20 protein-coding genes are annotated in these 26,509 nt (G+C 39.9%); 4 read left to right on the forward strand and 16 right to left on the reverse strand.

From position 1 onward, the window contains the following. The 10 genes from BA81_RS05815 to BA81_RS05860 all read right to left on the reverse strand — a co-directional run bounded on the left by BA81_RS05815 (position 1) and on the right by BA81_RS05860 (position 12,248). On the reverse strand, positions 1–930 hold the full coding sequence (locus tag BA81_RS05815; RefSeq protein ID WP_034281110.1) for an NAD-dependent epimerase/dehydratase family protein: 930 nt from the start codon (positions 928–930) through the stop codon (positions 1–3). Between the two features lie 14 nt (positions 931–944). Further along, positions 945–2,282 carry a UDP-glucose 6-dehydrogenase TuaD gene (gene tuaD / locus BA81_RS05820; protein WP_034281112.1) on the reverse strand — a complete coding sequence of 446 codons (1,338 nt, stop codon included), beginning with the start codon at positions 2,280–2,282 and terminating at the stop codon, positions 945–947. A 79-nt stretch (positions 2,283–2,361) separates the two neighbouring features. Beyond that, positions 2,362–3,546 carry a teichuronic acid biosynthesis protein TuaC gene (gene tuaC, locus BA81_RS05825; protein WP_034281113.1) on the reverse strand — a complete coding sequence of 395 codons (1,185 nt, stop codon included), beginning with the start codon at positions 3,544–3,546 and terminating at the stop codon, positions 2,362–2,364. Next, positions 3,543–4,994 carry a teichuronic acid biosynthesis protein TuaB gene (gene tuaB, locus BA81_RS05830; protein ID WP_034281115.1) on the reverse strand — a complete coding sequence of 484 codons (1,452 nt, stop codon included), beginning with the start codon at positions 4,992–4,994 and terminating at the stop codon, positions 3,543–3,545. The genes tuaC and tuaB overlap by 4 nt, the downstream gene beginning before the upstream one ends. 18 nt (positions 4,995–5,012) lie before the next feature. Then, entirely contained in the window at positions 5,013–5,672 is a 660-nt protein-coding gene (locus BA81_RS05835; protein WP_034281119.1) for a sugar transferase, read from the reverse strand. Positions 5,673–5,871: 199 nt separating this feature from the next. Further along, a complete protein-coding gene (locus BA81_RS05840) occupies positions 5,872–6,516 on the reverse strand; it encodes a prolipoprotein diacylglyceryl transferase (protein ID WP_034281121.1) in 645 nt (214 codons plus the stop codon). A gap of 137 nt (positions 6,517–6,653) precedes the next feature. Continuing rightward, a complete protein-coding gene (locus BA81_RS05845; RefSeq protein ID WP_034281122.1) occupies positions 6,654–8,150 on the reverse strand; it encodes an N-acetylmuramoyl-L-alanine amidase in 1,497 nt (498 codons plus the stop codon). A gap of 127 nt (positions 8,151–8,277) precedes the next feature. Beyond that, positions 8,278–9,768, reverse strand: a complete 1,491-nt coding sequence (locus BA81_RS05850; protein WP_034281124.1) for an N-acetylmuramoyl-L-alanine amidase — start codon at positions 9,766–9,768, stop codon at positions 8,278–8,280. 23 nt (positions 9,769–9,791) lie between these two features. Then, positions 9,792–11,900 carry a SpoIID/LytB domain-containing protein gene (locus tag BA81_RS05855; protein WP_034281125.1) on the reverse strand — a complete coding sequence of 703 codons (2,109 nt, stop codon included), beginning with the start codon at positions 11,898–11,900 and terminating at the stop codon, positions 9,792–9,794. A 24-nt stretch (positions 11,901–11,924) separates the two neighbouring features. Next, a complete protein-coding gene (locus BA81_RS05860) occupies positions 11,925–12,248 on the reverse strand; it encodes a hypothetical protein (protein ID WP_024423640.1) in 324 nt (107 codons plus the stop codon). Between the two features lie 182 nt (positions 12,249–12,430). Between BA81_RS05860 and tagU the strand changes: the two genes are divergently transcribed. After that, positions 12,431–13,351 (forward strand): polyisoprenyl-teichoic acid--peptidoglycan teichoic acid transferase TagU, encoded by a 921-nt coding sequence (gene tagU, locus BA81_RS05865; RefSeq protein ID WP_024423641.1) that lies wholly within the window; start codon positions 12,431–12,433, stop codon positions 13,349–13,351. Positions 13,352–13,384: 33 nt separating this feature from the next. Here the strand turns inward: tagU and wecB are convergent, their stop codons facing one another. Beyond that, positions 13,385–14,524 carry a non-hydrolyzing UDP-N-acetylglucosamine 2-epimerase gene (gene wecB / locus BA81_RS05870; RefSeq protein WP_034281126.1) on the reverse strand — a complete coding sequence of 380 codons (1,140 nt, stop codon included), beginning with the start codon at positions 14,522–14,524 and terminating at the stop codon, positions 13,385–13,387. A 270-nt stretch (positions 14,525–14,794) separates the two neighbouring features. Between wecB and galU the strand changes: the two genes are divergently transcribed. Further along, the gene (gene galU / locus BA81_RS05875) at positions 14,795–15,676 is read left to right on the forward strand and encodes a UTP--glucose-1-phosphate uridylyltransferase GalU (protein WP_008343198.1); all 882 of its coding nucleotides are present in this window, start codon (positions 14,795–14,797) and stop codon (positions 15,674–15,676) included. Positions 15,677–15,703: 27 nt separating this feature from the next. On the opposite strand, the gene tagH is transcribed toward galU, so the two are convergent. Then, positions 15,704–17,305 carry a teichoic acids export ABC transporter ATP-binding subunit TagH gene (gene tagH, locus BA81_RS05880; RefSeq protein WP_034281128.1) on the reverse strand — a complete coding sequence of 534 codons (1,602 nt, stop codon included), beginning with the start codon at positions 17,303–17,305 and terminating at the stop codon, positions 15,704–15,706. Positions 17,306–17,324: 19 nt separating this feature from the next. Next, a complete protein-coding gene (locus BA81_RS05885) occupies positions 17,325–18,152 on the reverse strand; it encodes an ABC transporter permease (RefSeq protein ID WP_034281130.1) in 828 nt (275 codons plus the stop codon). A 292-nt stretch (positions 18,153–18,444) separates the two neighbouring features. Between BA81_RS05885 and BA81_RS05890 the strand changes: the two genes are divergently transcribed. Then, a complete protein-coding gene (locus BA81_RS05890) occupies positions 18,445–20,982 on the forward strand; it encodes a glycosyltransferase (protein WP_034281132.1) in 2,538 nt (845 codons plus the stop codon). 109 nt (positions 20,983–21,091) lie between these two features. On the opposite strand, the gene BA81_RS05895 is transcribed toward BA81_RS05890, so the two are convergent. The 3 genes from BA81_RS05895 to tagD form a co-directional block, all read right to left on the reverse strand. Then, on the reverse strand, positions 21,092–23,368 hold the full coding sequence (locus tag BA81_RS05895; protein ID WP_034281133.1) for a CDP-glycerol--glycerophosphate glycerophosphotransferase: 2,277 nt from the start codon (positions 23,366–23,368) through the stop codon (positions 21,092–21,094). Between the two features lie 48 nt (positions 23,369–23,416). Continuing rightward, positions 23,417–24,883, reverse strand: a complete 1,467-nt coding sequence (locus tag BA81_RS05900) for an alpha-glucosyltransferase N-terminal domain-containing protein (protein ID WP_034281135.1) — start codon at positions 24,881–24,883, stop codon at positions 23,417–23,419. 95 nt (positions 24,884–24,978) lie between these two features. Beyond that, a complete protein-coding gene (tagD, locus tag BA81_RS05905; RefSeq protein WP_034281137.1) occupies positions 24,979–25,368 on the reverse strand; it encodes a glycerol-3-phosphate cytidylyltransferase in 390 nt (129 codons plus the stop codon). 365 nt (positions 25,369–25,733) lie between these two features. Between tagD and BA81_RS05910 the strand changes: the two genes are divergently transcribed. Further along, on the forward strand, positions 25,734–26,504 hold the full coding sequence (locus BA81_RS05910; protein ID WP_034281139.1) for a WecB/TagA/CpsF family glycosyltransferase: 771 nt from the start codon (positions 25,734–25,736) through the stop codon (positions 26,502–26,504). Positions 26,505–26,509 lie beyond the last annotated feature (5 nt).

The following is a 26,509-nucleotide window of genomic DNA, read 5'->3' on the forward strand; positions in this document are numbered from 1 at the left end:
TTAAGCCTTGACTTCCTGTTTATAGTAGGAAATGGTACGAGCCAAACCTTCCTGTAAACTCACAACAGGCTCCCATGCTAAGACTTGTTTCGTTTCCTCATTTGCCAATGTACTATGCACGATATCTCCTGCACGCTGCGGCTTGTAAATCGGTTCAAGCTGTGATCTCGTTACCCGTTTCATCGTTTGAAACAGTTCATTTACAGTGATGGAATCACCACACGAGATATTTAAACAAACGTTTGAGTGGGCTGTTAAAGCCGCAACATTCGCTGCCGCTAGATCACCCACATAGATGAAGTCTCTTGTTTGTTCCCCATCTCCAAAGATAAAAGGGGCCTCATCCTTTGCAAACTTATCAGAGAAAATAGAGACAACACCGCCTTCTCCAAGTGCGTCTTGGCGCGGACCATATACATTGCTGTATCTGAGAATACAATAGTCCACATCATAGAGTGATTTTGCCATTTCTAAATAGCGCTCTACTGTCAGTTTTGCTAAGCCATATGGTGAACCAGGCTTCAGCCGGTGAGCGGTGTCCACTGGCAGATACACCGGGTCTCCATAGACAGCTGCTGATGAGGCAAAGATCACTTTCTCCACTCCTGCTTCAGCCGCGGCTTTTATGACGTGCAGAGATCCTTTTATATTAACTTCTTCGTCATATACGAAATCCTGAACGGAAACGGCTACACTTACTTGTGCTGCAAGGTGAATGATATAATCCGGTGCGATTTGTTTGATCAAATCAATCGTCGCTGGCTTTGTAACATCTGCCTCGATGCATTGCACGGAAAGATGGGCAATATTTTCTCGAGATCCAGTTGAAAAGTTATCAAGAACGATGGGCTCATAGCCTTTTTCTAGTAAAGCCTCTACCGTATGTGATCCAATAAATCCGCTTCCCCCAGTAACCAATACTTTCTTCATCCAAGCTCCCCCTGTTATTGTGCCTTCGATACCAATTCTGCTTCCCATACACTCGGGCGGCCGATAGACTGGTAAATAAATCCCCTCTCTTTCATTTCTGCTGGATCAAACAAATTCCTTCCATCAATTACAATCGGTGAACGAAGCAGCTGCTTGATCTGGTCTTTATCCATCTTCTGTACGTCATCCCATTCTGTTAGGATGAGACAGGCATCCGTATCTTTTACTGTTTCATACAGATCATTGCTGAAGATCGCCTGCGGGCCAAGCTCACGTTCAGCTTCTACATAAGCAATCGGATCATAGGCTTTCACAAAAGCCCCCAGCTCTCTCAGCATTGGGATAATATCTAGTGCAGGCGCTGAACGCATATCATTCGTATTCGGTTTAAAGGCGAGGCCTAAGACAGAAATGGTTTTTCCTTTAATATCACCGAACACACTCATCAATTTGCTGACAAGGTGGGCTCTTTGGTTGTTGTTCGTTTCAATGACAGATTCGATCAGCTTGAACCGGTATCCGGATGTTTCGGCAATTTTGAGAAGAGCCATCGTGTCTTTCGGGAAACAAGAACCTCCAAATCCAATGCCTGCTTTTAAAAATTTATGCCCGATTCGGCTGTCTAATCCAACTCCTTCACTGACTTTTTCAACGTCAGCGCCTACCCTTTCGCAAATATTTGCAATGTCATTAATAAATGAGATTTTTGTGGCAAGCATGGCATTTGCAGCATACTTAATCATTTCAGCACTTTCTAAGTTGGTCTCTACAACCTCTGTTTGAAACGGATCATGCAGTCTTTTGATGATGGTAGAGGCATGAGTGCTAGTCGAACCAATGACCGCCCGCTCCATATTCATCGTGTCTTGAATCGCTGAGCCTTCTCGGAGAAACTCTGGATTGGATACGACGTCAAAAGGATATTTGCTGCGCGATGCCTTTTCCACAATGGCTTGAACGAGACGGCCTGTTCCAACGGGAACTGTGCTTTTATTGACGATGATTTTATATCCATTCATGTGTTCACCGATCGTTTGAGCGACAGCCTTCACATACGTTAAATCTGCTTCCCCCTGTGGTGTCATCGGTGTCCCTACGGCAATATAGATAATCTCTGATTCCCTAATAGCTGCAGGAATATTCGTTGTAAAAAACAGTCTTCCTTCTTCTGTATTCTTTTCAATCAATTCCTTTAAACCTGGTTCATAAATGGGAACGACACCACTTTTTAAGCTGTTGATTTTTGATTCATCAATGTCACAGCAGATGACACGATTTCCGATATCAGCAAAACAAGTACCCGATACTAACCCGACATAACCTGTTCCAATCACAGCAATTTTCTTCAACATTTTTCATCCTCTCAGTAAAAGCATATTGTCCGTTCCAAGCTGTTTATCTATCTATCATTCTTTGCACATTTCATCTTGTTTAAACGATGGATGTTGATTGATTGAGCACCTTCTCATATTGCTGAATGAGATGCTTCGTATTATGTTCTGATGAATATTCTGTATGAACTATTTCATGAAGAACGTTCTTCACTTCTTCATTCCAGCTGTTTTCATAAAGGCAGGCGTGAATCGCCTCTTTCAGCTGACGCGTCGAACGCGGTTCAACGAGCAGGTGTTGATAGGTTGAAAATAAGGATGGGAGACCACCAACCCTTGTTGCAATGACAGGTACCTTTAAAGCGAGCGCTTCTAGAACGACGGTTGGCATTCCTTCACTGTAGGAAGGGAGTGCAAACAGATCAGCTGCCATTAAGTAGTCTCTCACCTGCTCATTCGGCACCTGGCCTGGGAGTATAATAGATGCTCCCGCCCGTTCTGTGAGCTCCATTGCAAGGGGGCCTTTTCCAACAAAGACTGCTTTCACTCCATCCATGCTGCTGACAGCATCAGCTAATTCAAGCAAGCCCTTCTCTTTCACTAAACGCCCGACGAAAACAACGAGCTTATCTTGAAGCGGTAAACCTAAGTGCTTTCTGATGCCTTCTTGACCTTCTTCCGTTCTGGAAAATGATCGGAGCGGAATACCAAGCGGAAGACATTTTGCTTCTACCTTCGTCATCTCATTTGTCTTTTTAGCCAGCTCCTCACTCACTGTCAGAACAGCAGATGCCTGCCTCACCGCCGTTTCAAAGGCTGCCTTCGCCCCTTTGCTATAGCTCGGATATACGTTCACATCACTGCCGTGCAAGGTCAGAAGATAAGGGATTTTCGTTTCTTTCTGAATAACAGCCGCCGCTCCGCCAGACGGCATGGCAAAGTGCGCATGGATAAAATCTGGTGACAGCTGATGACGCTGCATTGCTCTGAGAACGGAAGCCGCTATTCGTTTACTCGGCTGCGCCCATTTCAGCTGTCCTGGGAGCGCTGGATAAGGCGGTCTGTAAACCGTCACTCCGCTTCTCACTTCCTGTTCAGGCAGATCCCTTTTCTGCCGATAGGATGCCTTCAGCATCCGTAAAACCGGCGGATTCACTGGATTTGGGCAAATGACAGTCACTTCTATTCCTTGTTTGAGCAGCTCCTGCACTTGCGTTTCATGAAACACGCCCTCACTCGGATGTTTTTCACTAGGATATACACTTGTCAGCCATAGCACCTTCATGACGAACGACCTCTTCTCAATAATTTGCCTGCAGCCTGCGGATACATTTTGATGAGCAGCAAGCCATACAATGCAGCACTGACACAAACAGTCAGTAGTAATTGAAGTGAAATATCTGCTGTCGTCAGCTTCATCCCTTGATGTAAAGCTACCGCACAGACAGCCATGAGCAGCGTCATGACAGCAGGTTTTCCAAGTGATTTCAAATACACCTTCATATCAAGCTGAATGACATATGCCATGAGCCATCTGCCGACAATAAAGTTGAGCAGGCTGACACCTGAGTAGATCCAAGCTACTGTGAGCAGACTGCCTGTAGTGACACCTGCATATAATGCGCAGCCATACACGATAAGCATCCCCGTATCCCAATAAAAGGCTAAGTCCGCTCTCCCTTTTGCAAGAAGTATTGAACCGTTTGGATTCATCAGCACACGCAGCAGGCCGACAATGCACAATATATTTAGAACCGGAACCGCTACTAGCCATTTCTCTCCAAACACGACTTCAATAAAGCTGTCTGATACGGCAGCAAGGCCGATTAATAATGGAAAACTAACCAATGCGAGCATATTCGTCATACTTAGGAAGCCCTCTCGCAGCATGGAGTGATCCCGCTGACTTTTTGCGAAAACTGGGAAAGCCACTCTCGTCACAATCGGATTTATCTTCAGCACGGGTATTGTTACAATTTGATACGCCAAGCTGTAAATACCTAACGCTTCCGCTCCAAGAAACCGGCCGATTAAAATCATGTCGATGTTCGATCCTGCTCGGTTGACCAGTCTGGATGCAAGCTGGAAGGCACCGAATGAGAAAAATTCCTTCACTTCTCCTAATGCAAAAACAGGTGCTGGACGCCACTTCTTCCAATAAGCTGCTGCATACATGAGACCTTTTCCTGATTGCAGCAGCACTTGAGAGATGACATAGGCGATAATCGGATTCATGAAGAAGGCGAAAACAAGTAAAACGAGCAGCGATATGATGGTCGCAATGGCTTCAATGGTGCTTAATGTTTTAAAGGCTAAGTCTTTTTGCATCATATACTGGTACTGCTGGCCAATCGGTGCGATTAGAAACATGATCGATAATAGCTTGAGCAGACCCTCTAGCTCTGGCCGGTTATAAAAAGCGGCTATCATTGGGCTTAGCAGAATGAGCAGACAAAACAAGATAATCCCTGTGAGCAGGTTAATCCAATATAATGTAGATAATTGACGTTCTGTCGTTTGTTCCTTTTGAATGATTGCTGCCCCAATTCCTAGATCTAGTAAAATCTGCGTAAATATTGTGACAGTTGTGATCATGCCAACAAGTCCAAACTCCTTGAGTGTCATCACGTTCCCTAAAAAGGCGAACTGTGCGATTTGGATAATGGTGATGATCAATGCGGACAAGCTTGTCCATTTTGCCCCGCCTAGCATGCGTTTTTTCATACTTGCCATTTCTCTTCCCTACTTTACTTATCTGGCTCCGTCACCAGTCATGATGACTTTTAACGTTTTTACCATAATCTTCGTGTCGAGAGAAAATGTCAAGTTTTGAATATACTGTAAGTCATGTGTTAATTTTTCACTTGGACTCATTTCATATCCGCCATTTACTTGAGCAAGACCTGTCAGCCCCGGCTTTACCGCCAACCTTTTTGTGAAGCCTGGAATCGTCCGATTAAATTCTGCGGTAAACATCGGTCTTTCTGGACGAGGGCCTACGATACTCATTTCTCCTTTTAACACGTTGATAAATTGCGGAAGTTCATCAATTCTTGTTTTACGGATGAATGCCCCCACTTTGGTGATACGCGGGTCATTTTTTTGAGCCCATTTCGCTCCTCCGCTTTCTGCGTCAGTTCTCATCGATCTGAGCTTCCATAATTTAAAGTAAACACCGTCTTTCCCGACCCTTTCCTGCATATAAAAGGCTGGCCCTGGTGTTTCCAGCTTAATCAAAAGAGCAAACAGCAAAATGATTGGCGTACTCAACATCAATCCGATGAACGAGAACATTAAATCTATGAAACGTTTTGCAAATAAATAACGAACCATATGTTCTGTTAAGGCAAAAGAGTGATTTCGTCTCACTTCATATTCTCTGTAAAGATTCATCGCTTTCTCTGCACTCACTGACCTGCACCTCACCATTCAAAGTAGTTGTTGTGTAAAGAGATGTTCTATGAAAGTCAGTTTAGCAGAGCAACATTAAGCAAATGTAAATGCGCTGTTAAGTCTTGTAAAACTGTGTTAAGAATATGCACTTATATCAAGTTATGCCCTTTTGAACGTAAAAAAGACCCGCAATTCTGCGGGTCTCCGGGTCTTTTCTTTATTTTGCTTTTACAGATTCGATCGTTTTTAATCGAAGTGTTCCGTTTGCATCTTTTGTATAGGTTACTTTCACTTTTGATTCTTCTTTTAAGCTGTTCACTTGTTTAGAAAATGTATTTCCGAATTGAATAGCTACTTCTTTGCCGTCAATGTTGACAGCAATTGTATGTCCATCAGCCAAACCGACATATGTGCCTTCTTTGGTGATTTCATTTTTCTTACTAGCCGTTGATTCTTTCTTTGTTTTAGAGTCACCTTTTGAGTCAGCTTTTGAGTCAGCTTTTGAGTCAGCTTTTGAGTCAGCTTTTGAGTCAGCTTTTGAGTCAGCTTTTGATTGGTCTTTAGCAGGTTCTTCTTTTGTAATTTCTTTGCTTGAGCTGTCTTTTGCCTCTTCATCAGATTGACTTGCCGGCTCTTCTTTTTGAGCAGCTGTTTCTTTACTTTGATCATCTGCTTTTTCATTTGATGATTGATCTTCTGATTTTTCGTCCGCAGCCTTATCTTTGTTTTGATCGGCTGCTTCAGTTGTTTCTTTTTTGCTGTCATCCTTTTTGTTATCGCTTGATTGATTTGTTGTGCCGCACGCTGTGAGCAATACTCCTAGAAGCAATACTAGAAACGGCATTGTGATTAATTTTTTCAAGATCGTCACCTCTTCATGATTTGTCGGTTTGCTGTCGTTTGAAGATTTATGTGTAAACCATTCACCTTCTATGTTTCAATTATAACAAACATAACCAAAAATGAAATGTATTTTTAACTTGACACATCATTCATGATTCATTTTACGTCAAAGTAGTTGGACACACCCGTTGCAATTCCAGAAGCCAGCCGATCCTTTGCAGCGGTAGATTTTAAAATACTCGCATCGATTGGACTTGTTACAAAGCCGGTTTCTAGCAAAATACTCGGCATTCTAGAATATTTGATGACGTAGAACCCTGCTGTTTTCACTCCGCGATCTTTTGTTCCAAGGGCACTGACCATTCGGGGCTGCACCTGTTGTGCCAGCTTGACACTATGAGCAGCCGCATATGTTGTATCATAATACGTCTCTGTTCCATTCGCACCGCTGTTATCATTTGCGTTGGCGTGGATACTGATAAATATATCAGCACTTGCCTGCGCTCCTTTACTGACACGTGTCTGCAAGGAGTCAAATGTATCAGAAGTTCTTGACATGACAGTAAGGGCACCCGCTTGGTGAAGTCTCGACCGCAGCTTTAATGCTACTTCTAAATTGATGTTCTTTTCAAGCAGCCCATTCCCTATCGCTCCAGCATCCTGCGCACCATGACCTGGATCAATAAAAATTGTTTCGCCTAACACCGCATTTTTCAACTGTGTGATGACATTTGATTGAATGGTTGATGTTCCGCCTACCACAGAAAATGCTGACATCTGTTTGGCCCCAATGACTTTTCTGATAGCATCCGGCACCGTTTGAGCATCTGTGAGAAGAAGGGTTTGTCCCTGTTTCGCTGCTATACTTGCCGCAGCGGCTGCATCTGCATAGGCATACCCATGACTCATAAATGTGTGGCTTGTCTTCATTGGATACGTTTTAACAATTTGGGCAGCCACCTCATACCGATTGGCTCCGCTTATTCTGACTGGTGAGGGAAGCTTTTGAAAAGCAGTTTTATTGATACTTGCTTCTCCGCCGATCACAATGGTCCGCTTGACTGCTTTGTTTTTTAATAGATTGGCTGTTTCCTCGCGCAGTCCTTTCGCATCTGTTAATAAAATGGGGTAGCCTTGTTTGGCAGCGTACGGAGCAATCGCGACAGCATCAGCATAAGCAGAACCATTCACGACGACAGCCGCACTAGCACTCTTCATGTGCTTAGCCACATTTGCCGCCAATTCATAGCGGTTCTTTCCTTGAATACGGAAAACGGATAGATTCATTGCTTTTAGCTGCTTCACGACTTTTTCAGAAATACTTGCAGTCCCGCCAAGAATCGTTACACGCTTCGTTTTCAGCTGCTGCAACCCTGTCTTTACAGCACCTGAAAGACTGCCAGCATTCGTTAACAGGACTGGGGCCCCTTGCTGGTAAGCATAAGGCACAGCACTCAGGGCATCTGCATAAGCATCACCGCCCACAAGAACAACAGCAGGCGCTTCCTGCCAGCCCCTTTTCGCGGTATTTACAGCCACTTCATATCGATTGCTTCCTTCTATCCTCGATACAGCGTGCTGGGCAAAAACGGATGGTGTATATAAACATAGTGAAACAGTAATCAGTAACATACATTTGATATCAAAACGCATGAAGTCAACCTCCTTGGTTTGAACCCTTCACCTAGGATGCTTCATGGACTTTTGAAAAAAGGCTGCCGAGTACGTTCTCGAGCAGCCTAAGAGGAGTATCTGAGGCACCCCTCAGGTTTGTGTTTTCTTATCTAAAATAACCTGACACACCGCTTGAAATGCCTGACGCTAATCGATCTTTATACGTAGCAGATTTCAAGATGTTTGAATCAACTGGACTGGAAACAAAACCAGTTTCTAAAAGAACGCTCGGCATCTTAGAATATTTAATGACGTAGAAGCCAGCTGTTTTCACACCACGGTCTCTTGTACCAAGTGCACTGACCATTTTAGGCTGGATGTTTTGCGCCAGCTTCAGGCTGTTTGCAGCCGCATAGGTTTTGTCATAATACGTTTCTGTTCCATTTGCACTGCTGTTATCATTTGAGTTCGCATGGACACTGATGAAGATATCTGCATTTGCTGACGCACCTTTGCTCACTCGTGTTTGAAGACTATCAAATGTGTCTGATGTTCTTGACATGGTCACAAGTGCACCAGCGTTGTTTAATTTCGTATTTAAACGCTTCGCTACATCTAAATTCAAATTCTTTTCATATAATCCGTATCCTACAGCTCCTGAATCATGCGCGCCATGACCTGGATCAATGAATACTTTTTTCCCAACAGCCGGGTTTTTCAGCTGGTTCACAACAGTTGGTGTCACTGTATTTGTACTGCCTACGACAGTAAATTTGGTGATTTTCTTACTGCTCACTGTTGCTCTCGTTACTTTTGGCAGCGTCTTTTCATTCGTTAGAAGCAATGCTTTGTTTTGCTTCGCTGCAATGCCTGCAGCAGAAGATGAAGTGGCGTAACCAAATCCTCTTCCTACATAGGTATTATTGACACTCATATTGTACTTTTTCACAATATTTGCCGCGACATCATAACGAGTCGAGCCTTTGATCCGCGTTGGTGATTTCAATTGGTTATAAGCTGCTTTTGTGACGTAATTCTCTCCGCCGACTACAATGGTTTGTTTCACATTGCTTGCTTTTGCAACAGAAGCGATTTCAGAACGAAGTCCCTTTTTATCTGTGTATAGAATTGGGAATCCTTTTTGAGCTGCTACAGGTGCAATCGCAATCCCATGTGCATAGAAAGAACCCTCAACGACAACGACGCCTGCTGGCTTTTTCATTTTTTTCGCGATATTGGCAGATAGCTCATATCGGTTTTTTCCTGAAATACGCTGTGTGGAGATGCCCATTTTCTTCACTTGGTTGACCACATTGTTTGACACACTTGATGTGCTGCCTAAAACGATCACCGTCTTTGTTTTTAATGAAGTTAAGGCTTTTTTTGTATCACCCGAAAGGCTTTTACTGTTTGTGTAAAGAACTGGTCCATTTTTTTGGTATGCAAGTGGAATTCCTGCTGTTGCATCTGCATACGCAGTTTTCCCTACTAAAACGACTGTACTTGCAGTTCCCCATCCTTTTTTCGCTACGTTTGCCGCTACAGCATATCTGCTCCCGCCATCAATTCTTGAGACTGAATTGTCTGCCAATGCTGTTGGAACGATAACGAAAATGGCGATGAGGCTGAGGATGGCTGTTTTCATCAATGAGCGCATCTTCTATGTCCTCCTTTTACCTTTTAATAGTTTGTTAGTTTTGTACCTGGATAGTAGAACGAGAGTATGGAAGAATACGAGTTTCCAGATTCAGCTCTCGCTTTGGCTCCGTATTGGCTCATACCAATGCCGTGGCCATACCCTTTTCCTGAAATCGTGAAGTCATTTGTGTTGTTTTTGACTGACGCAAACGTGCTTTTCACCTTTGTTGCGCCCATGACTGATCGAAACTCGGTCATCTTCATACTTGCCGTTGTGCTTTTGTTTACCGAATATGTGCCTGTTTTGTTTTTCAGATGGTATGTCAGTTTGATCGATACCGTCTTCGCACGCTGGCCTTTTGTTTTCCCTGAGAACGTCAGGCTTGAGATCGATGCGATTTTCATATCAGATGCAGCAGTTTCTTTGTTTTTGAGCAGCCATGATTTCAGGCCGGCAAGGTCAGCTGCATTTGTCTCTTTTGCTTTAGACCACTCAGATGCTGCTGTGCTGGCAGTCAATGTCGTGCCCAGCTGTTTCTTAGAAAGTTTCAGTGTCCATGGATTGACTGGATCTTTTGGATCCTTTTTGGCCACTAAGTATGGCAGTGCATTTCCCCATACTTCTTCACTTGCCTCTGTATAACCGCCATTGCTAGAGTAATAGGTTGCTGAAATAAGCTGATTGTTGTATTTCAGAACCTTTCCTTTTGTAGCATCGACAGCTTTTGTTGAATTTGTGTACCAGTTATATCCTCCATATACTTGGAAGGCTGTTGTATCAGGGACGACTTTTCCAATACTTTTCACCGAATACGTTCTAGCGGCAACTGCCTGTGCTTTTAACGCTTCAACATTCCAGCTTGCAGGCATTTCATTTGGCACTACACCTTTTAAATAGTCTTCAAATGGAATATTTTCGAGAGTCGGCCTGATATACCCTGATTCAATTGCAAAGTTTACGCTGCCTAAATACGGCTTTCCTGCAATTTGAAGGACATTTTTTGTTGAATATTTCTCAGGAACAACTCTTACTGTGTTATACGTCTTTATGCCTTTTAATGAAATTTTTCCGTTAGAAATATTCAATTGGTAGTTTTGATTTTTTTTCAGATAGACTTGTTTGGCTAATGAATTTTTCAAGCTATCTTTAATTGCACTTGTGCTGCCAGCAAGATGATAAGCATATGTACCTTTTTCCTTCAGCAGTGCTTTTAAAGACGCTGTGACAGAATCGGGTTTCACATACACAACCGTACTGTTAGATTTTGCAGCCAATTGCGACAGCGGCATCGCATAAATATAGCTAGAGGCTTTTGCCAAATAAACTTTATCTGCATTAATATTTAATTTCTTTATAATATTCACAGATAATTCATAGCGATTGGCCCCGCTGATTCTTGTCACCTGTGAGGTTTTTTTGATTTGATTTTCAACTTTTTGTCCAGTACTTTTCGTACTGCCGATGATGATCACTTTACTTGGCATTCTATAAGACGGAATGGAATCTTTTTTTGTTAACAGGATAGGGTATCCCTTTCTCGATGCGTAGGATGCAATGGCAATCCCATTCATAAATGAGTTCCCGCCGACAACGACAGCTTGCTTATAGTTACCCATTTCTTTTGCGATTTTTTGGGAGATTTCAAACTTATCTTTTCCACTAATACGTCTGACTTTGCCATACTTTTTAATAGACTTCTCAGCAGCTGTTGAAATGCTTTTCGTATTTCCGACAATCAGAATGTTATCCGGCTTCATTTTCTTCAGCTGGTTTTCTGTTGTTTTCGTCAGTTTTTCAATATTCGTATACAAAATAGGTGCGCCCAGTTTGTATGCTAACGGCGATACAGAAATTGCATGATCAAATGCATCACGACTGACAATGACAACAGTTGATGGGTTTTTCCAGCCAGCAGAAGCGATGCTGTTGGCTACTTCGTATCTATTTTTGCCGTCATATCTTTTTGTCACAGCAACATTTGATCCTGATAGCTTGTATTCCCCAGTTGTTGAGATATCCATACTTGTTTTGTTTCCGATATAATTAGACAATTTCACTGAAATTGCCGAGCTTGCCATGGCAGACTGAAAGGGTGCAACTAGTAGAGTCAGTATCATGAGAACGATTAGTGTAACGCCTGTTTTCTTCAATTTTGTTCATCCCGCCCATCTTTTTTACTTCTGTTTTTCAATCTTCTGGATTTCCTTTTGACCACTGTCATTAATAAAGTAAGAGATTTCTACTGTGTCTCCTGGTTTAAATTCATTTAACACATCTTTAAAATTATCCGTAAATTCATAGCTTAGGGTCGTATTCACTTTTTTCACTTCGACTGTATGTGCATCAGCCATTCCAATAAATTCAGCTTTCTCTTCCAGTACCTGAGGAGTTGAACTGCTTGTCTTGTTTTCTCCTGAGGACTGCTCGGCCGTTCCACATGCTGTGAGCACGATACCTAGTAGCAGTATTAAGAACGGTAAAACGACGATTTTCTTCATTTTTTTCACCTCATGTCTTTGTATCGTCTTATAAGTTATTATTTTAAGGTAAATTTAAGGTTTTTTGAAACCTTTTTTTTGTTACAACGTCTATATCTAGGTTCAGAGTAAAAAAATAACTTGTTTATCAAGATTCGTAAACCTATAATCATGGAAGAATCATAGAAAAGGTGAGGGACATTATGAGAGCTGAAAGAAAAAGAAAGAAGAAAAAGGTTCTTTGGATTGTTTTATCGATTATTGGCTTATTCGTATTAGCAACTGGCGGATACGCATATCATCTTTGGAACACAGCAGCATCGACCGTTGCAGGCATTCAGGAGAATTTAAAGAAGTCAGATAAGCGTGACAAAGATGTCGATTTAAGTAAGAAAGACCCGATTTCTATTTTAGTCATGGGTGTCGATGAACGAAAAAATGATCGAGGCCGTGCAGATACATTAATATACATGACAGTAAATCCAAAAACGAAAACGACCGAGATGGTGAGCATCCCGCGTGATACGTATACGAAGATTGTCGGAAAAGGCACAATGGATAAAATCAACCACTCCTATGCATTCGGCGGTACACAAATGGCAGCAGATACTGTAGAGGAACTGCTTGATGTACCTGTTGATTACTTTGTCAAAGTCAACATGGAAAGCTTCAAAGATATTGTTGATACACTTGGCGGCATTACAGTAAATAGCACGTTTGCATTTAGTTATGACGGCCATTCATTTGGTACAGGAGAAATTAACCTGAATGGGGATCAAGCCCTTGCGTATACGAGAATGAGAAAGCAAGATCCAAAAGGTGACTTCGGACGTCAGCAAAGACAGCGTCAGGTCATTGAAGGCATCATTGCAAAAGGTGCCAACATTTCATCTATTACGAAATTCGGCGATATGTTCAAAGTCGTAGAAAATAATATGAAGACAAACATGTCATTTGATGATATGTGGACGATGATGAATGATTATCGTGATGCAAGACAGCATGTGAAGCAGCACGAGTTGAAAGGATCAGGCACACGTATCAATAACATTTATTACTACCAGCTTGATGACAGCAGCCTTGCGAATGTGAAGAAGGAATTGAAGGAAAGTTTGGAGCAGTAAAAAAGAAGACTACAGAAATGTAGTCTTCTTTTTTTATGATTGAAATGGAACTGGTTTTTCTTCACTTAATCCAAAACGATGGAGAAGCTCTTCGACAATTCGTTTTGACGCTTGTCCATCACCATATGGATTAGACGCCTTCGACATGTTGTCGTACTCTTTCTGATCGACTAACAGCTGTTTTGCCATGTTGTAAATGGTCTCTTCATCTGTACCCGCGAGCTTCAGCGTGCCAGCTTTCACACCTTCAGGGCGTTCTGTTGTATCGCGCAGAACTAATACTGGCTTCCCTAGAGAAGGAGCCTCCTCTTGGACACCGCCAGAATCCGTTAATATAAAGTGTGAGGCAGCAGCGAAGTTATGGAAATCAACGACTTCAAGCGGCTCAATTAAGTGCACACGATCCAGATCACTGAATTCTGTTTGAGCCGCATCACGAACGGCAGGATTTAAATGTACAGGATATACAACTTGGACATCTTCAAACTCTTCTACAATACGTCTAATCGCTCTAAACATGTTTTTCATCGGCTGGCCGAGATTTTCTCTGCGATGAGCCGTTAACAAGATCATTTTATCTGTGCCTATTTTCTCTAAAATAGGGTGTTGATACTGCTTTGTAACCGTTGTTTGCAATGCATCAATTGCAGTATTCCCCGTCACACAAATCGTCTCTTCTTTTTTATTTTCAATTAAAAGATTCTGCTTTGCCTCATTTGTAGGAGCAAAATGAATATCGGCAATCGTACCTGTCATTTGTCGGTTCAATTCCTCAGGGAACGGCGAGTATTTATTGTGTGTTCTTAAACCCGCTTCAACGTGACCGACTGAAATTTGGTGGTAGAATGCGGCCAAGCTTCCTGCAAAGGTTGTTGTTGTGTCTCCATGAACAAGGACAATATCAGGTTTTTCCTCTTGAAATAGTTGATCTAGTTTCAAGAGTGCATTTGATGTGATTTCAGATAATGTCTGACGCTGCTTCATGATGTTTAAATCATGATCCGGACGAATGTTAAAGGCTTTCAACACTTGATCAAGCATTTGCCGATGCTGTGCAGTCACAGTGACTGAGGATTTGATTTGCGGATGTTTTTTCAACTCAAGGACAAGGGGTGCCATTTTAATCGCTTCAGGCCTCGTCCCGAATACAGTCATTACATGTAATGTTTTCAATAGTCGATGCCTCTTTCCTTCTCATTTATCATAAGTGTATTATACAAAAGAATAGGAACGAATCCTAATCATTCTATTTTCAATTTTTACATCGCCTTTACTCTTTTCAACATAAAAATTTACACAAACTCTTTACAATAGATAATGAATCAAATCATGCATTTATCGTAAATCATTTGTCATTTCTATCATTTGTAAGTTACACTTTATGAAAGATGAAAAATGAAGCCAAATCATTTTTTTCTATATGTAAGGAAGGTGCAAAGTTCATTGAAAAAAGTACGTAAAGCCATAATACCAGCTGCAGGTCTTGGGACACGTTTCCTCCCTGCAACAAAAGCGATGCCTAAAGAAATGCTCCCAATCGTTGATAAACCAACCATTCAATATATTATTGAAGAAGCTGTTGAATCAGGAATTGAAGATATTATTATCGTCACCGGAAAAGGAAAAAGAGCCATTGAGGATCATTTTGATTTTGCACCAGAGTTAGAGCGCAACCTTGAGGAAAAAGGAAAGAGCGAGCTTTTAGAAAAAGTGAGAAAATCCTCTAACATTGCTGACATTCATTACATACGTCAAAAAGAGCCGAAAGGACTTGGACACGCCGTTTGGTGTGCACGCAACTTTATTGGTGATGAGCCTTTTGCTGTTTTATTAGGTGATGACATTGTGCAAGCCGAAACGCCTGGGCTTCGCCAGCTGATGGATGAATACGAAAAAACCCTTTCATCTGTCATCGGTGTTCAGCAAGTAGCAGACAGCGATACGCATCGCTACGGGATCATTGATCCTCTTACACAAGAAGGACGCCGCTACCAAGTCAAAAACTTTGTTGAAAAGCCGCCGCAAGGAACAGCACCATCGAACCTAGCCATCTTAGGGCGCTACATTTTCACGCCAGAGATCTTTATGTACCTCGATCAGCAAGAGATTGGTGCAGGGGGAGAAATTCAACTGACAGATGCCATTCAAAAGCTGAATGACATCCAGCGCGTCTTCGCCTATGATTTCGAGGGAAAACGATATGATGTCGGCGAGAAGCAAGGCTTCATTGAAACGACGCTTGAGTTTGCTCTTCAGGATGAAGAATTGAAAAAGAAACTCATTCCATTTATGAAACAGCTTCTCGAAAAAGAAGAAGTGAATTAAAAAAAGCTGCCGGCCTCGGCAGCTTTTTTATTTAATGACTGAAATAGTCAGTGTATGCTGTTCATTATCAATGACAAACAGGTTGTTTTCGCCCTTCACTGCGAATTTTGTTCGTTTCTCATTCATCCAGACATTTTGTTCTGTCAGCCCAAGTGTGGAAGGAGAGATTGACATAATGCCGCGAAACACAATCGTGTTTGCCTGACCATTTTGAATGACATAGTCGGTTTTCTCTGTGGTCAATCGCTCAATCGTATCTCCTTGGTCATTTTTCACTGAACTCAGCGTCTGCATTCTCTGTTTCAGCACAGATTCTTCTTTTCCAAGGAAAGAAAGTAAATACTCATACGAACCTGCCGATGCAGGCGATACATAGGAATTAAACTGTCCTGGTCCAATGGATAATGACTTTAAATCCTCTGCATTTTGAAGCGCATCGGGTTTGACAAAATACGTTTCTGACGCTGTTTTAATTTGAACGGTTTGTTTATTTTCAGCCACAGCCTGTACTTCTTGTCCAAATGGCAAAGTGACATCGGCCTTTTTTTTCATGGCTTGGTCTTTGTAAACCTTGAGTGGATCAGCCGTGACAATCGCCTGTTGATCCACCTTTTTCATATCAGGCGATCCTTTGGTCTGCGGGTTCTTCGACTGAGGCGCTTCTGTCTTATCTGATGGGATTGCACCAAATGTCGCCAATGTACGAAGCGGGCGATCTGAAAACATCGATAAGGCTAGTAATAGCGTTAAGACCGCTAAAACTGTCACTTGAAATGCGGGTCCTAACAATGAGCGGCGGTTTCCGTTCTCTTGATAACGAGACACCTTCTCTGTCTTTTGTACGCCTTTTCTACCTTCTTTATGTTCCATTTGGTATTTTTGTTTCTCTTTCTTGGAAAGCTTGTTAAACCAATCAACAAACTCCTTATATTCCTTCACGACCTTTTTCGTATCATCAAACATGCGAAGTTCACCATAATGCATCCAAGCTACCCGATCACAGATTTTTTGAATTTGGCTAATGGAGTGACTGACAAAAAAGATCGTCTTTCCTTGTTCCTTGAACTCTGTTATGCGGTCAACACATTTTTGATAGAAGGTTTGGTCTCCAACAGACAGTGCTTCATCAATAATCAGGATATCTGGATCGATATGCGCTGAAATGGCAAAGCCAAGGCGTGATTTCATTCCGCTTGAATAGCTCTTAACCGGCTGGTCAATAAAGTCACCAATATCCGCAAACTCTACGATTTTTTCATAAAGCTCGTCTATCTCTTTATTCGTCAGCCCCATCATTAAGCACTTTAAACGAATGTTGTCTTTCCCGCTTAATTGGTTGTTCAGCCCTGCCGCAATGGCAATTAACGATGGCTGGCCGTCCATATCAATTTCACCACTTGTTGGTGGAATGATTTTCGCTAGAAGGTTCGACATTGTCGATTTCCCAGATCCGTTAATCCCTACAAAACCAATTGTCTCGCCTTCATAGACATCAAAGGACACATCACGAACAGCAAAGAAACCTTTTTCATTTTTATTAGGTAAAAACAGCCCTTTAATCTTATCCGACTGTTTTTTATATAGGACGTATTGCTTGGATACGTTTCGAAACGAAACCTTTAGTTTCATCGTATAATCTCCTTACTTTTTAAAGAAAATCGACAAATTTATCCCTAAATTTCATATGAAGCAATGAACCGACTGTTAAAAGAAGAAGCGTGATCAGCCAAAAATAAAGTGTGTATTTGACATCATGGAAGAACCATTCTCCCTTTAATAAGCTATTTCTGAAACCATCAATAATGTAGAAAAGAGGATTCAGTCTTAATATGTCCCCAATCCACGCTTTGTCTCCAGTGAGCTTCTCTGAGATATTCCAAAAAATCGGCAGCAAAAAGAAAAGTAATCGTGTCACAGATTGTAAAAGAAATTGATAGTCTCTCACGAGTACACTAATCGTGGAATTAAACAAACTAAACGAAAACATAAACGCGATCATACAAATAAGATAGTATATATATTGCAGCCAATGCGCGTCAGGGTAGATGCCATAGGAAATCAGCACAATCAGATAGACACCCATCATAACAAAGTAGCTGAACAAGTTGGACATAATCACCACAGACGGCAGCGCACTAATCGGAAAATTCATCTTCGATACCATATTAATGCGTTTAAACACACTGTTTGATCCATCAAGAATGGTCGGACTAATGAAGAACCAAGGGATTAAACCGGCAAGCATCCAGATGATAAATGGAACCTCCATGTCTCCAATGGCAATTGGCTGCCCTCCGCGAATGCCCATACCAAAAACAAACCAGTAAGCGAGCATCTGCATTAATGGATTTAAAAACTGCCACAAAACACCCAAATAATTCATCTGATATTTTGATTTTGTTTCATAAACAGCAAGTCGCATAATCAGCGGAAGTGAGCTGATTTGCTCTCTTAATATTGTAAACAATGCGTTCATTCTAATCTTCCTTAGATATAAGTTTTTGGGATTGCCTCTTTAAAAAAATCACCGCTCATAATTGTAACAGATGTTGAGAAATATTTCACTTTTCAAATCGAATAAGTATATTAAATAGTAGGGAATTTTGATCAAAATAAACACTGGTATATTCAGCTATTCTAGGTTACTAATTACCTTATTATATCATTGCTTTATAATTGTCATTAGAATATAATTATCAGGATAATTGCATTTCCAAAATAAATATCATTTTCCTATTATATATATTACATGAAGGGGCTTAACATTAATGAGAATCAAGCAATTCAAAAAAATCGTTACAAGAAAGATTAAATTTATTTTAAATCCACTAATTGAGTTTTCCAGAGATTCACGACTTCGTATTAGAAGTAAATACACCTCCTATTTAGAGAAAAATCCGGTTAGAAGTAATTATATTCTATATGAAGCTTATCATGGCAAAAGTATTTCTGGAAATTGTTACGCAATTTTTCTAGGCTTGATGAAAGATAGTACTTTTAAAGATTTACATCATGTTTGGGTCATTAATGATTTCAATGATCCAATGATTGCAGAATTAAAGCAGAAAACTTCTAATATTTCCTTTGTTAAAGTTGATAGCAACGAATATCTAAAATATTTAGCAACTTCAAAATATTTAGTTAATGATACGTCATTTCCTTTTTACTTTATTAAAAGAGAAGAGCAAGTTTATATCAATACATGGCATGGAACTCCTTTAAAAACTTTAGGGAAGGATATTAATAAAAGATCAATGTCTGGTCATAAAAATATCCAAAGAAATTTGCTTCATTGTGATTACCTTATTAGCCCGAATACTTTTACGTATGAAAAATTACTAAAATCAAATGATGTATTTGGGATATTTGCCGGGGAAATTGCAAATATCGGTTATCCTAGAGTAGATTTAACATTAAACACTAACAGTGAAAGTGTTAAAGAAAGATTAGACTTACCTTTTAATAAAAAAATTGTACTTTATGCTCCAACATGGAGAGGAACAATAGGGGCCGAAGAGGATACTTGCTATACATTGCATAGTGAAGTGGTGAAAATTCAGCAGGCGCTTGGTGATGATTACTTAGTACTTTTAAAATCTCATTACTTTTCTTATAAATTTTTTAAACAGAGTGGTCTTGAACATCTTTGTGTTCCAAACTGGATTGATACAAATGAACTTTTATCAGCTATAGACATTTTGATTACAGATTATTCAAGTATCTTTTTCGATTTCCTACCTTTAAAAAGACCTGTCTTTTTCTATATGCCTGACTTACGTGAATATGAATCAGAAAGAGGTTTTTATTTAGATATAACAAAACTTCCAGGACCTATCTGTGAAAATATAGTTGATTTAATTGACAGCTTAGGCCAACTAAACAGTTTAAATAACTTCAATAAACAGTTTGAAAGTCAATACAAAGAGTTTTTAGATGAATACTGCTCTTATGATGACGGAAATGCTACTAATCGACTCATTGACATAATATTTAAAGGGAAAAATCAAGATGAATTAATCAAGGTTGAAAGCAATAAACAAAAATTACTTTTTTATTGTGGGGGCTTCTACAATAATGGTATAACCGTTTCAGCGACTAATTTATTTGATCAGATTGATTACAACAAATATGAAGTTGTCGTCATTGATAACTCAAATTATCATAAAGATAAATGGATGAACATACAAAAGCTTCATCCTAATGTTCATATTATTTATAGACCAGGTTTTGTTAATAGAACATTAAAAGAAACATATAAACAGAATCTAATTTTCCGCCGTGGTTTATACAATAACAAAATGTTAAAATACACTCCAGTAAACTCATACAAGAGAGAATTAAAGAGAATTATTGGTAATACGAAGTTTGATGTAGGAATAGATTTTGGAGGGTATAACAAATTTTGGACTCTTCTTTTCGCATTCGGAGATTTTAAAGTCAAAAGTATTTTCCTGCATGCCGACATGATGAAAGAGTATAACAAGAAAGTGAACCACAAATATAAACATCGTGGTAACCTAAAAGTAATTTTCTCACTGTACAAGTTCTTCGATAGAATTGTTTCAGTTGCCGAATCGACTAACATAGAAAATCACTTGAACTTAAGCCCTTATATTCCTAATGCTTTAGAGAAAATGGTTTTTGTTAATAATGTAATCTCGCCTAACAAAGTCCTTCAAATGAAAGAAAATAAAGAGATTATAGAATTTAATAATGAGAGATATTTAATTACTTATCAAAATGATAAAAACGAATCCATCGGTCTTAATCTATCTGCGATTCCACTTCCAAATAAGGAGTACATCAACTTTATTACTGTAGGAAGATTATCTCCTGAAAAAGGGCAAAAGAAATTAATTTCTGCTTTCTCACAATTACACAAGCAATACCCAAAAGCTGTATTGTATATTGTGGGTGAAGGGCCTTTAAAAAGAGAATTAAAGGATCACACAAAAAAGTTACATCTAGAACATTGCGTGTTTTTTGTTGGACAACTCGAAAATCCATTTTCTTTACTAGATGAATGTGATTGTTTTGTCTTATCTTCAGATTATGAAGGGCAAGGCTTGGTTCTCATGGAAGCAATGATTTTAAAGAAACCAATTATAGCTACCGATGTAACTGGAGTACATTCCGTCTTAGAGGGTGGATATGGATTATTAGTTGATAATAATGAAACTGCGCTATTTAATGGTATGTCTGATTTTATCCAGAATAGTATGGAACAAAAATCCTTTGATTACGAAAAGTATAATAGCGAGGCGCTAGACCTCTTCTACAAAAATGTCTGTACAAAAACTAATTAACCACTTATATATAGAATAAAATTATATGTATTAAAAAACACCTTTGGATAATGGTCAAGTATTGAACTTGATACCTTCCAAAGGTGTTTTTCCATCTATAAGAAAACAATCAAAAGCGTTGCGAATTAAAAACTACTTCAACCACCCGCTTCGATGACGCCCCGCTCTCTAAGTAACAGAATTTCTCATAAAACGGTGCAAATGATTCTGGTAGTGTAAAGTCTGGCTGTTCTGTTTCTCTCACCCAGTCAATGACACTTGCTGTCTCTTTCACAAGTGGTCCAGGTGCTTCTTGTTCAAAGTCGAAGTAGAAGCCTCTGAGCTTGTCACGATATGTTTCAATGTCTGGCACATAGAACAGCATCGGACGTTTGAGGTTTGCATAATCAAAGAACACAGATGAGTAATCTGTGATGAGCAGATCTGAAATCATATAAAGGTCTCTAATGTCTTCGTAATGAGAGAAGTCATAGGCAAAGCCTTCATAAGGCCCTAAATCAAAGTTTTCAGCAACTAGATAGTGCATACGCAGAATGATAATATACTCATCTCCGATAGCAGCTCTCATCTCATGCAGGTCAAGGTCTAAATCAAATTTGTACTGCCCTTTTTTATAAAATTGATCGTCTCTCCATGTCGGTGCATATAAGATCAATTTTTTATCGAGCGGCAGGTTCATTTTTTGTTTCAGTGCTCTCATCGTTTCTTCATTGTTTTGATTGTGAAGAAAGTCATTTCTCGGATATCCTGACTCAATCATGGTCTTTTGGAATTGGAACGCACGTGTAAAGATTTCAGTCGAGTAGGCATTTGGAGAAATGAGATAATCCCAATTCGATGCTTCTTTTGTGAAATTCTTTTTGTATTTCTTCGTGTTTGTTCCAGGCATATGCACCTCGTCCATGTCCATTGCCAGCCGTTTTAACGGCGTACCATGCCAAGTCTGCAAGTATGTTGTGTGATCTGGCTTTGGAACCCATAGCGGCAAACGGCTGTTTACGACCCAATACTCAGCTCTTGCCATCGCAAAGATCCATTTCAATGACAGACGATTGATATAGTAGATGCCTTTTTCCTTAAACGGTGCTTCATGACCCTTTTTAACGCTCCAGATCAGCGTATATTCAGGATGATGTTCTTTCATATACTCATAAATCCCACGCGGGTTACAACTAAATTGTTTTCCATTAAAGCTTTCAAAAACAACCGTTTTCTTTTTCACAGACAGCTTACTCGCCAGTTTAAAGGTCGTTTTAAACGTTCTTGTCACAAGGCGGTTACGGACTTTTTTGATTTTACTGATCTTCTTTTTGAATTTCTTCCACTTGCTTTTGACGTAATACTTGGCACGTGTTTTCATTGTGTAATCATTAATACGGATGCCAAGCGTTTGTCTTTTTTTCTTTCGGTACACTTCATATCGAATCGGTACATCGTTTCGTTTATGAATTTGAACAAGTCCTTTGAGTTTGTTCGAGCGGTCTCCAAGCACTAAAGAAGTGGTTGTTAATGTTTCCTCTGCTCCGTTTACATCACAGATAAATTCAAGATAGAAGCGATATACAAAGCGTTTGTTTAATGAATAGGTCAATTCCTCTAAAGGGACTTCTGCTAAAAATTGATAAAGCTGTGGTACATGTTGATCATCACGGTATTCGATCACTTCGTCTTTTATATGGGTGATATTGACCGGAAAACGATGTTCAATTGGTTCTTCACCATTTTTCTTCAATAGAAGCTTTGCTTCTTTGATCTCATACGGATGTTCTGCACTTAGTACACCTGCATACCCGGATAAAGATAACATACACCCTTTGTTGAGCTCGATATGATTGAATTTCACAACCTTTAGCTCACGCTTGATTTTCAAAGAAGCATTCCCTTTGTCAGTGCGGTATGGAATGATATACAGCATGGCGTCTTTATTTTCTAAAAAAGTCAGCTCAGGCTTTTCTATTTCCATTTTTAAGCGGCGTTTATAGTTTGACGTTTTCTCTTCAGATTCAATATCTGTCTTGATATCCGCTTCTTTTACTTCTTCTTCCTCTTCTTCGGAATCAGAATCATAAGCCGAGTCCTCAAGCTCGTCCTCATCCTCTTCTTTGTTTGTGCTCAAATAGTCCGTGACATACAAGTTATATGTCTGGCCTTGCTCTAACGCAAGCGGCAGCGATGCTTCATTCAATACCAATTTGAATAGATTCTCTTCTTGATGAACAAGCGGAAGGTAAAGTTCTTGTTTCGAAACTCTCTCCCTCATAAACAAATAAAATTCTCTATCTGTTAATGGCATGTCATCGTTGATGCGAATCAGCATTTCTAGTTTCTCATGGTGATTTTTTAACCCTTCAACGACACTCTTCTTATGAATTCCCTCTTCAATCATTAATCGTTAATCTCCTCTGTTCAGAAATCTTACCGTTGTGTTATATCACTATTTTACTTTCCAAGAATAGTTGCCTTGTTTCGTTTGATATGACCATCCATCGATCGATGATGGTTTATTCGTAAGCAGCTCACCTTCTATTTCTAGACGCTGCAAAACCTCTTGAAGTTCTTCTGTTTTAAAACGAATGTAAAAATCCACAAATTTCGTTTGGTTGATTTCAATGTTTTTCTTTGTTTGAAAATGGCCGATTGGGAAGCTGACTTGATGGTTCTCATCGATTGTTTGAGAGATGATTTCAGCTCCATTCACTCGATCATATCCTGCGAAATCAATTTGCACATGATCCGCATGACTCATTTCATCTTTTAACTCAAGTTGAAGGTGAAGAACATGATGCTCAGAGCTTAGATCACGCAAGACCCATTTCATGCTGTCAACGATCCCTCTCAGTTCATCTTTATGCTCACGATTTTCGAGCATATGATGAATCGCCGTATTCCAAACAGTCTCTTCGTCAGAAGGAACAAGATAAAAATAGGCTTGTTCTCCCAATAATTTTTCGACATCTTCTTTATGTTTAGTATCCCCAAAAAAGACAGCATCCACTTGCTGCTTTCTTATTTGTTTAAATAATTCTCCATATTGAGAATTGACTTGATGCAGATCTTCTTCATAATGTGCGTGATGCACAAATGCAGCGTAATAAGTTGTTTCAGGCTGCTCGATTTTAAACAGGTGGCGGTCTTGATCACGGTCCTCTGTGATCATCAGTTTCAAACGGTCATTTTGTGATTGAATGCTGGATAGCCATAATTGTTTAATATCGGTCTTCTTTGTAAATGTTTGAATTCCTGTTTTTTTATACCAATTAATATGTCGCACTGGATTCTTTTTTACATCTCCATGGTAGATGAACTCCATATAAATACTGCCATCGTCATTGATCAATTCCTCTAAGTATAGTGCACCTGTATGGGGAACAAAGCTTTGTACTCTGCATAAAACGCCCTGCCAATTATATTCTTCCCTTTTCACCAATTGCTGCTCTTCATTATATTGTTCAATATAACAAATGGGAGAAGAAGATCGTTCATATCTCGTCACCTGAATCGTGGATTCATCTGCCGGAATCACTGCTTCATTGATCGAATGCGATGATTCACCGACAATAAATTCCGAGTAACGTCTCTTACTACCACTTTCCGGTAGAATATAGTGTTCATATACATTCAAGATGTCAATCTCAGAAGAAAAGATCTCTTCCATGCGGTGAATACGTTCCTTCACATTTGCATCATAATTCAAAGTTAAAATTGCAGTACGTTTATGTTGATCAGCCAAAGGCTTAATTTTTGTCTTTAAAGATTTTGTTAAGCTCTCATCCTGTTTTGGCACATCACCCATAATAAAGTAATAGTCCATATCAGGCACGTCCATTGATGCCATTGTTTCATGTTGTTCAGATTGATCCAATGTGTCTTCAACTTTTTTCTTCATCCAATTTTGAAACAAAGGAAGCTCTCCTTCATAATATTGATTGCTTACTCATTGTATTTTACATGAAAAAGTACTTCTTACCAAAAGATAAGAAGTACTTTTTTGATCTATTAAAGTCCAGCAATTTCTTCTTTAATTTGTGTTGTCGAGATACCTTCTGTTCTTTTCAAGTATACGACTTCGCAATGTTCTTTTAAAAAATCGAATTTGCCTTCCCAGTCATCTCCCATAACAAACACATCGATATCATGCTCTTGCACATCATGGACTTTTTGATCCCAGCTGTTTTCTGGAATGACTTCGTCAACATAACGAATGGTTTCAAGAATCAGCTTTCTATGTTCGTAACTGTGATAAGCTTTTTTAGATTTTTGTAAGTTAAACTCGTCTGTAGAGATGGCCACCACTAAGTAATCTCCGAGCTGCTTTGCACGTTCTAGCAGCTTAATGTGCCCCCAGTGTAATAAATCAAATGTACCGTAAGTAATAACTTTCTTCATTGCAAACATAAACTCCTTTCTTTCATCCTTATTCGTCTGCTTCAAGCAGTAATGTTATCCGTAATCTTATTATCATCGATCATTTTTCGCTCTTCGGAATTTCATTATATCACAACGCCTATGAAAGGTTAAGAAAATGTAAAGACAAACTATTTCCAATTTATTGGGCGCAGGAGGAAAAGTCCGAAGAATCAATGTTTCACAAAGGATCGTCGAGATGAAATGATGAAAATGTCATGAAATTTAAAGGTTTGTAAAGTTATTGTTAATATTTCGTGGAGCATCTGTGATAAAATGATGAGTAGGCGAAGAATGAATTTACAATGAACGTTCATAGATAACAAGTTAAAAAGGAGGTCTAAACAATGCAAACAGAAGTGGTCTCTAACCTTTCTTATGTAAACGGCGACTTAGATGAATTTATCAGCTATATGAACCAGCATCATATTTCTCAGAGAAGAGGCGCCATGATTGCGACTGTCAATCCAGAGATAGGCTATGCCGTCATGAAGGATCATGCGTACCATCAAGTCGTCTCATCTGCGGATTATGTACTGCCGGATGGCGTAGGCGTCGTATTGATGTCCCGCATGACCCAAAGTCCGCTTAAGTCAAGAATTGCCGGCTTTGATGTCTTCATGTCTATGCTTGACCTAGCAAACAAGCAGTCTAAAAGAATCTTTTTATATGGTGCAAAAAAAGAAGTGCTTGAGGCTGTGAAACAGCGAATTGATACGGAATATCCAAATGTGGTCCTCGCTGGAAGCTGTGACGGCTATCAAGCCGATAAACGTTTCGTAGCGAAGCAAATCGCGCGCTCGAAACCTGATATGGTGTTCGTTGCATTAGGTTATCCAAATCAAGAGAACTTTATTTACAAATACCGCCATTTATTCCCGCAGGCTGTTTGCATCGGTTTAGGCGGAAGCTTTGATGTATTTAGCGGAACGGTGAAGCGTGCACCACGCTGGATGATTAAAACAAATACAGAATGGCTGTACAGATTGATTGTGAATCCATGGAGATGGAAACGAATGCTCAATATTCCTAAGTACGCTTTTGCCGTATTGAAAGAAAGCAAAGGAAAAAAACGTTACTATCCTGAGCAGGTAAAGGATCAGACGAAGCAGCTGTGAGAGAC

It is taken from the genome of Bacillus safensis FO-36b (assembly GCF_000691165.1).
Lineage (GTDB): Bacteria > Bacillota > Bacilli > Bacillales > Bacillaceae > Bacillus > Bacillus safensis.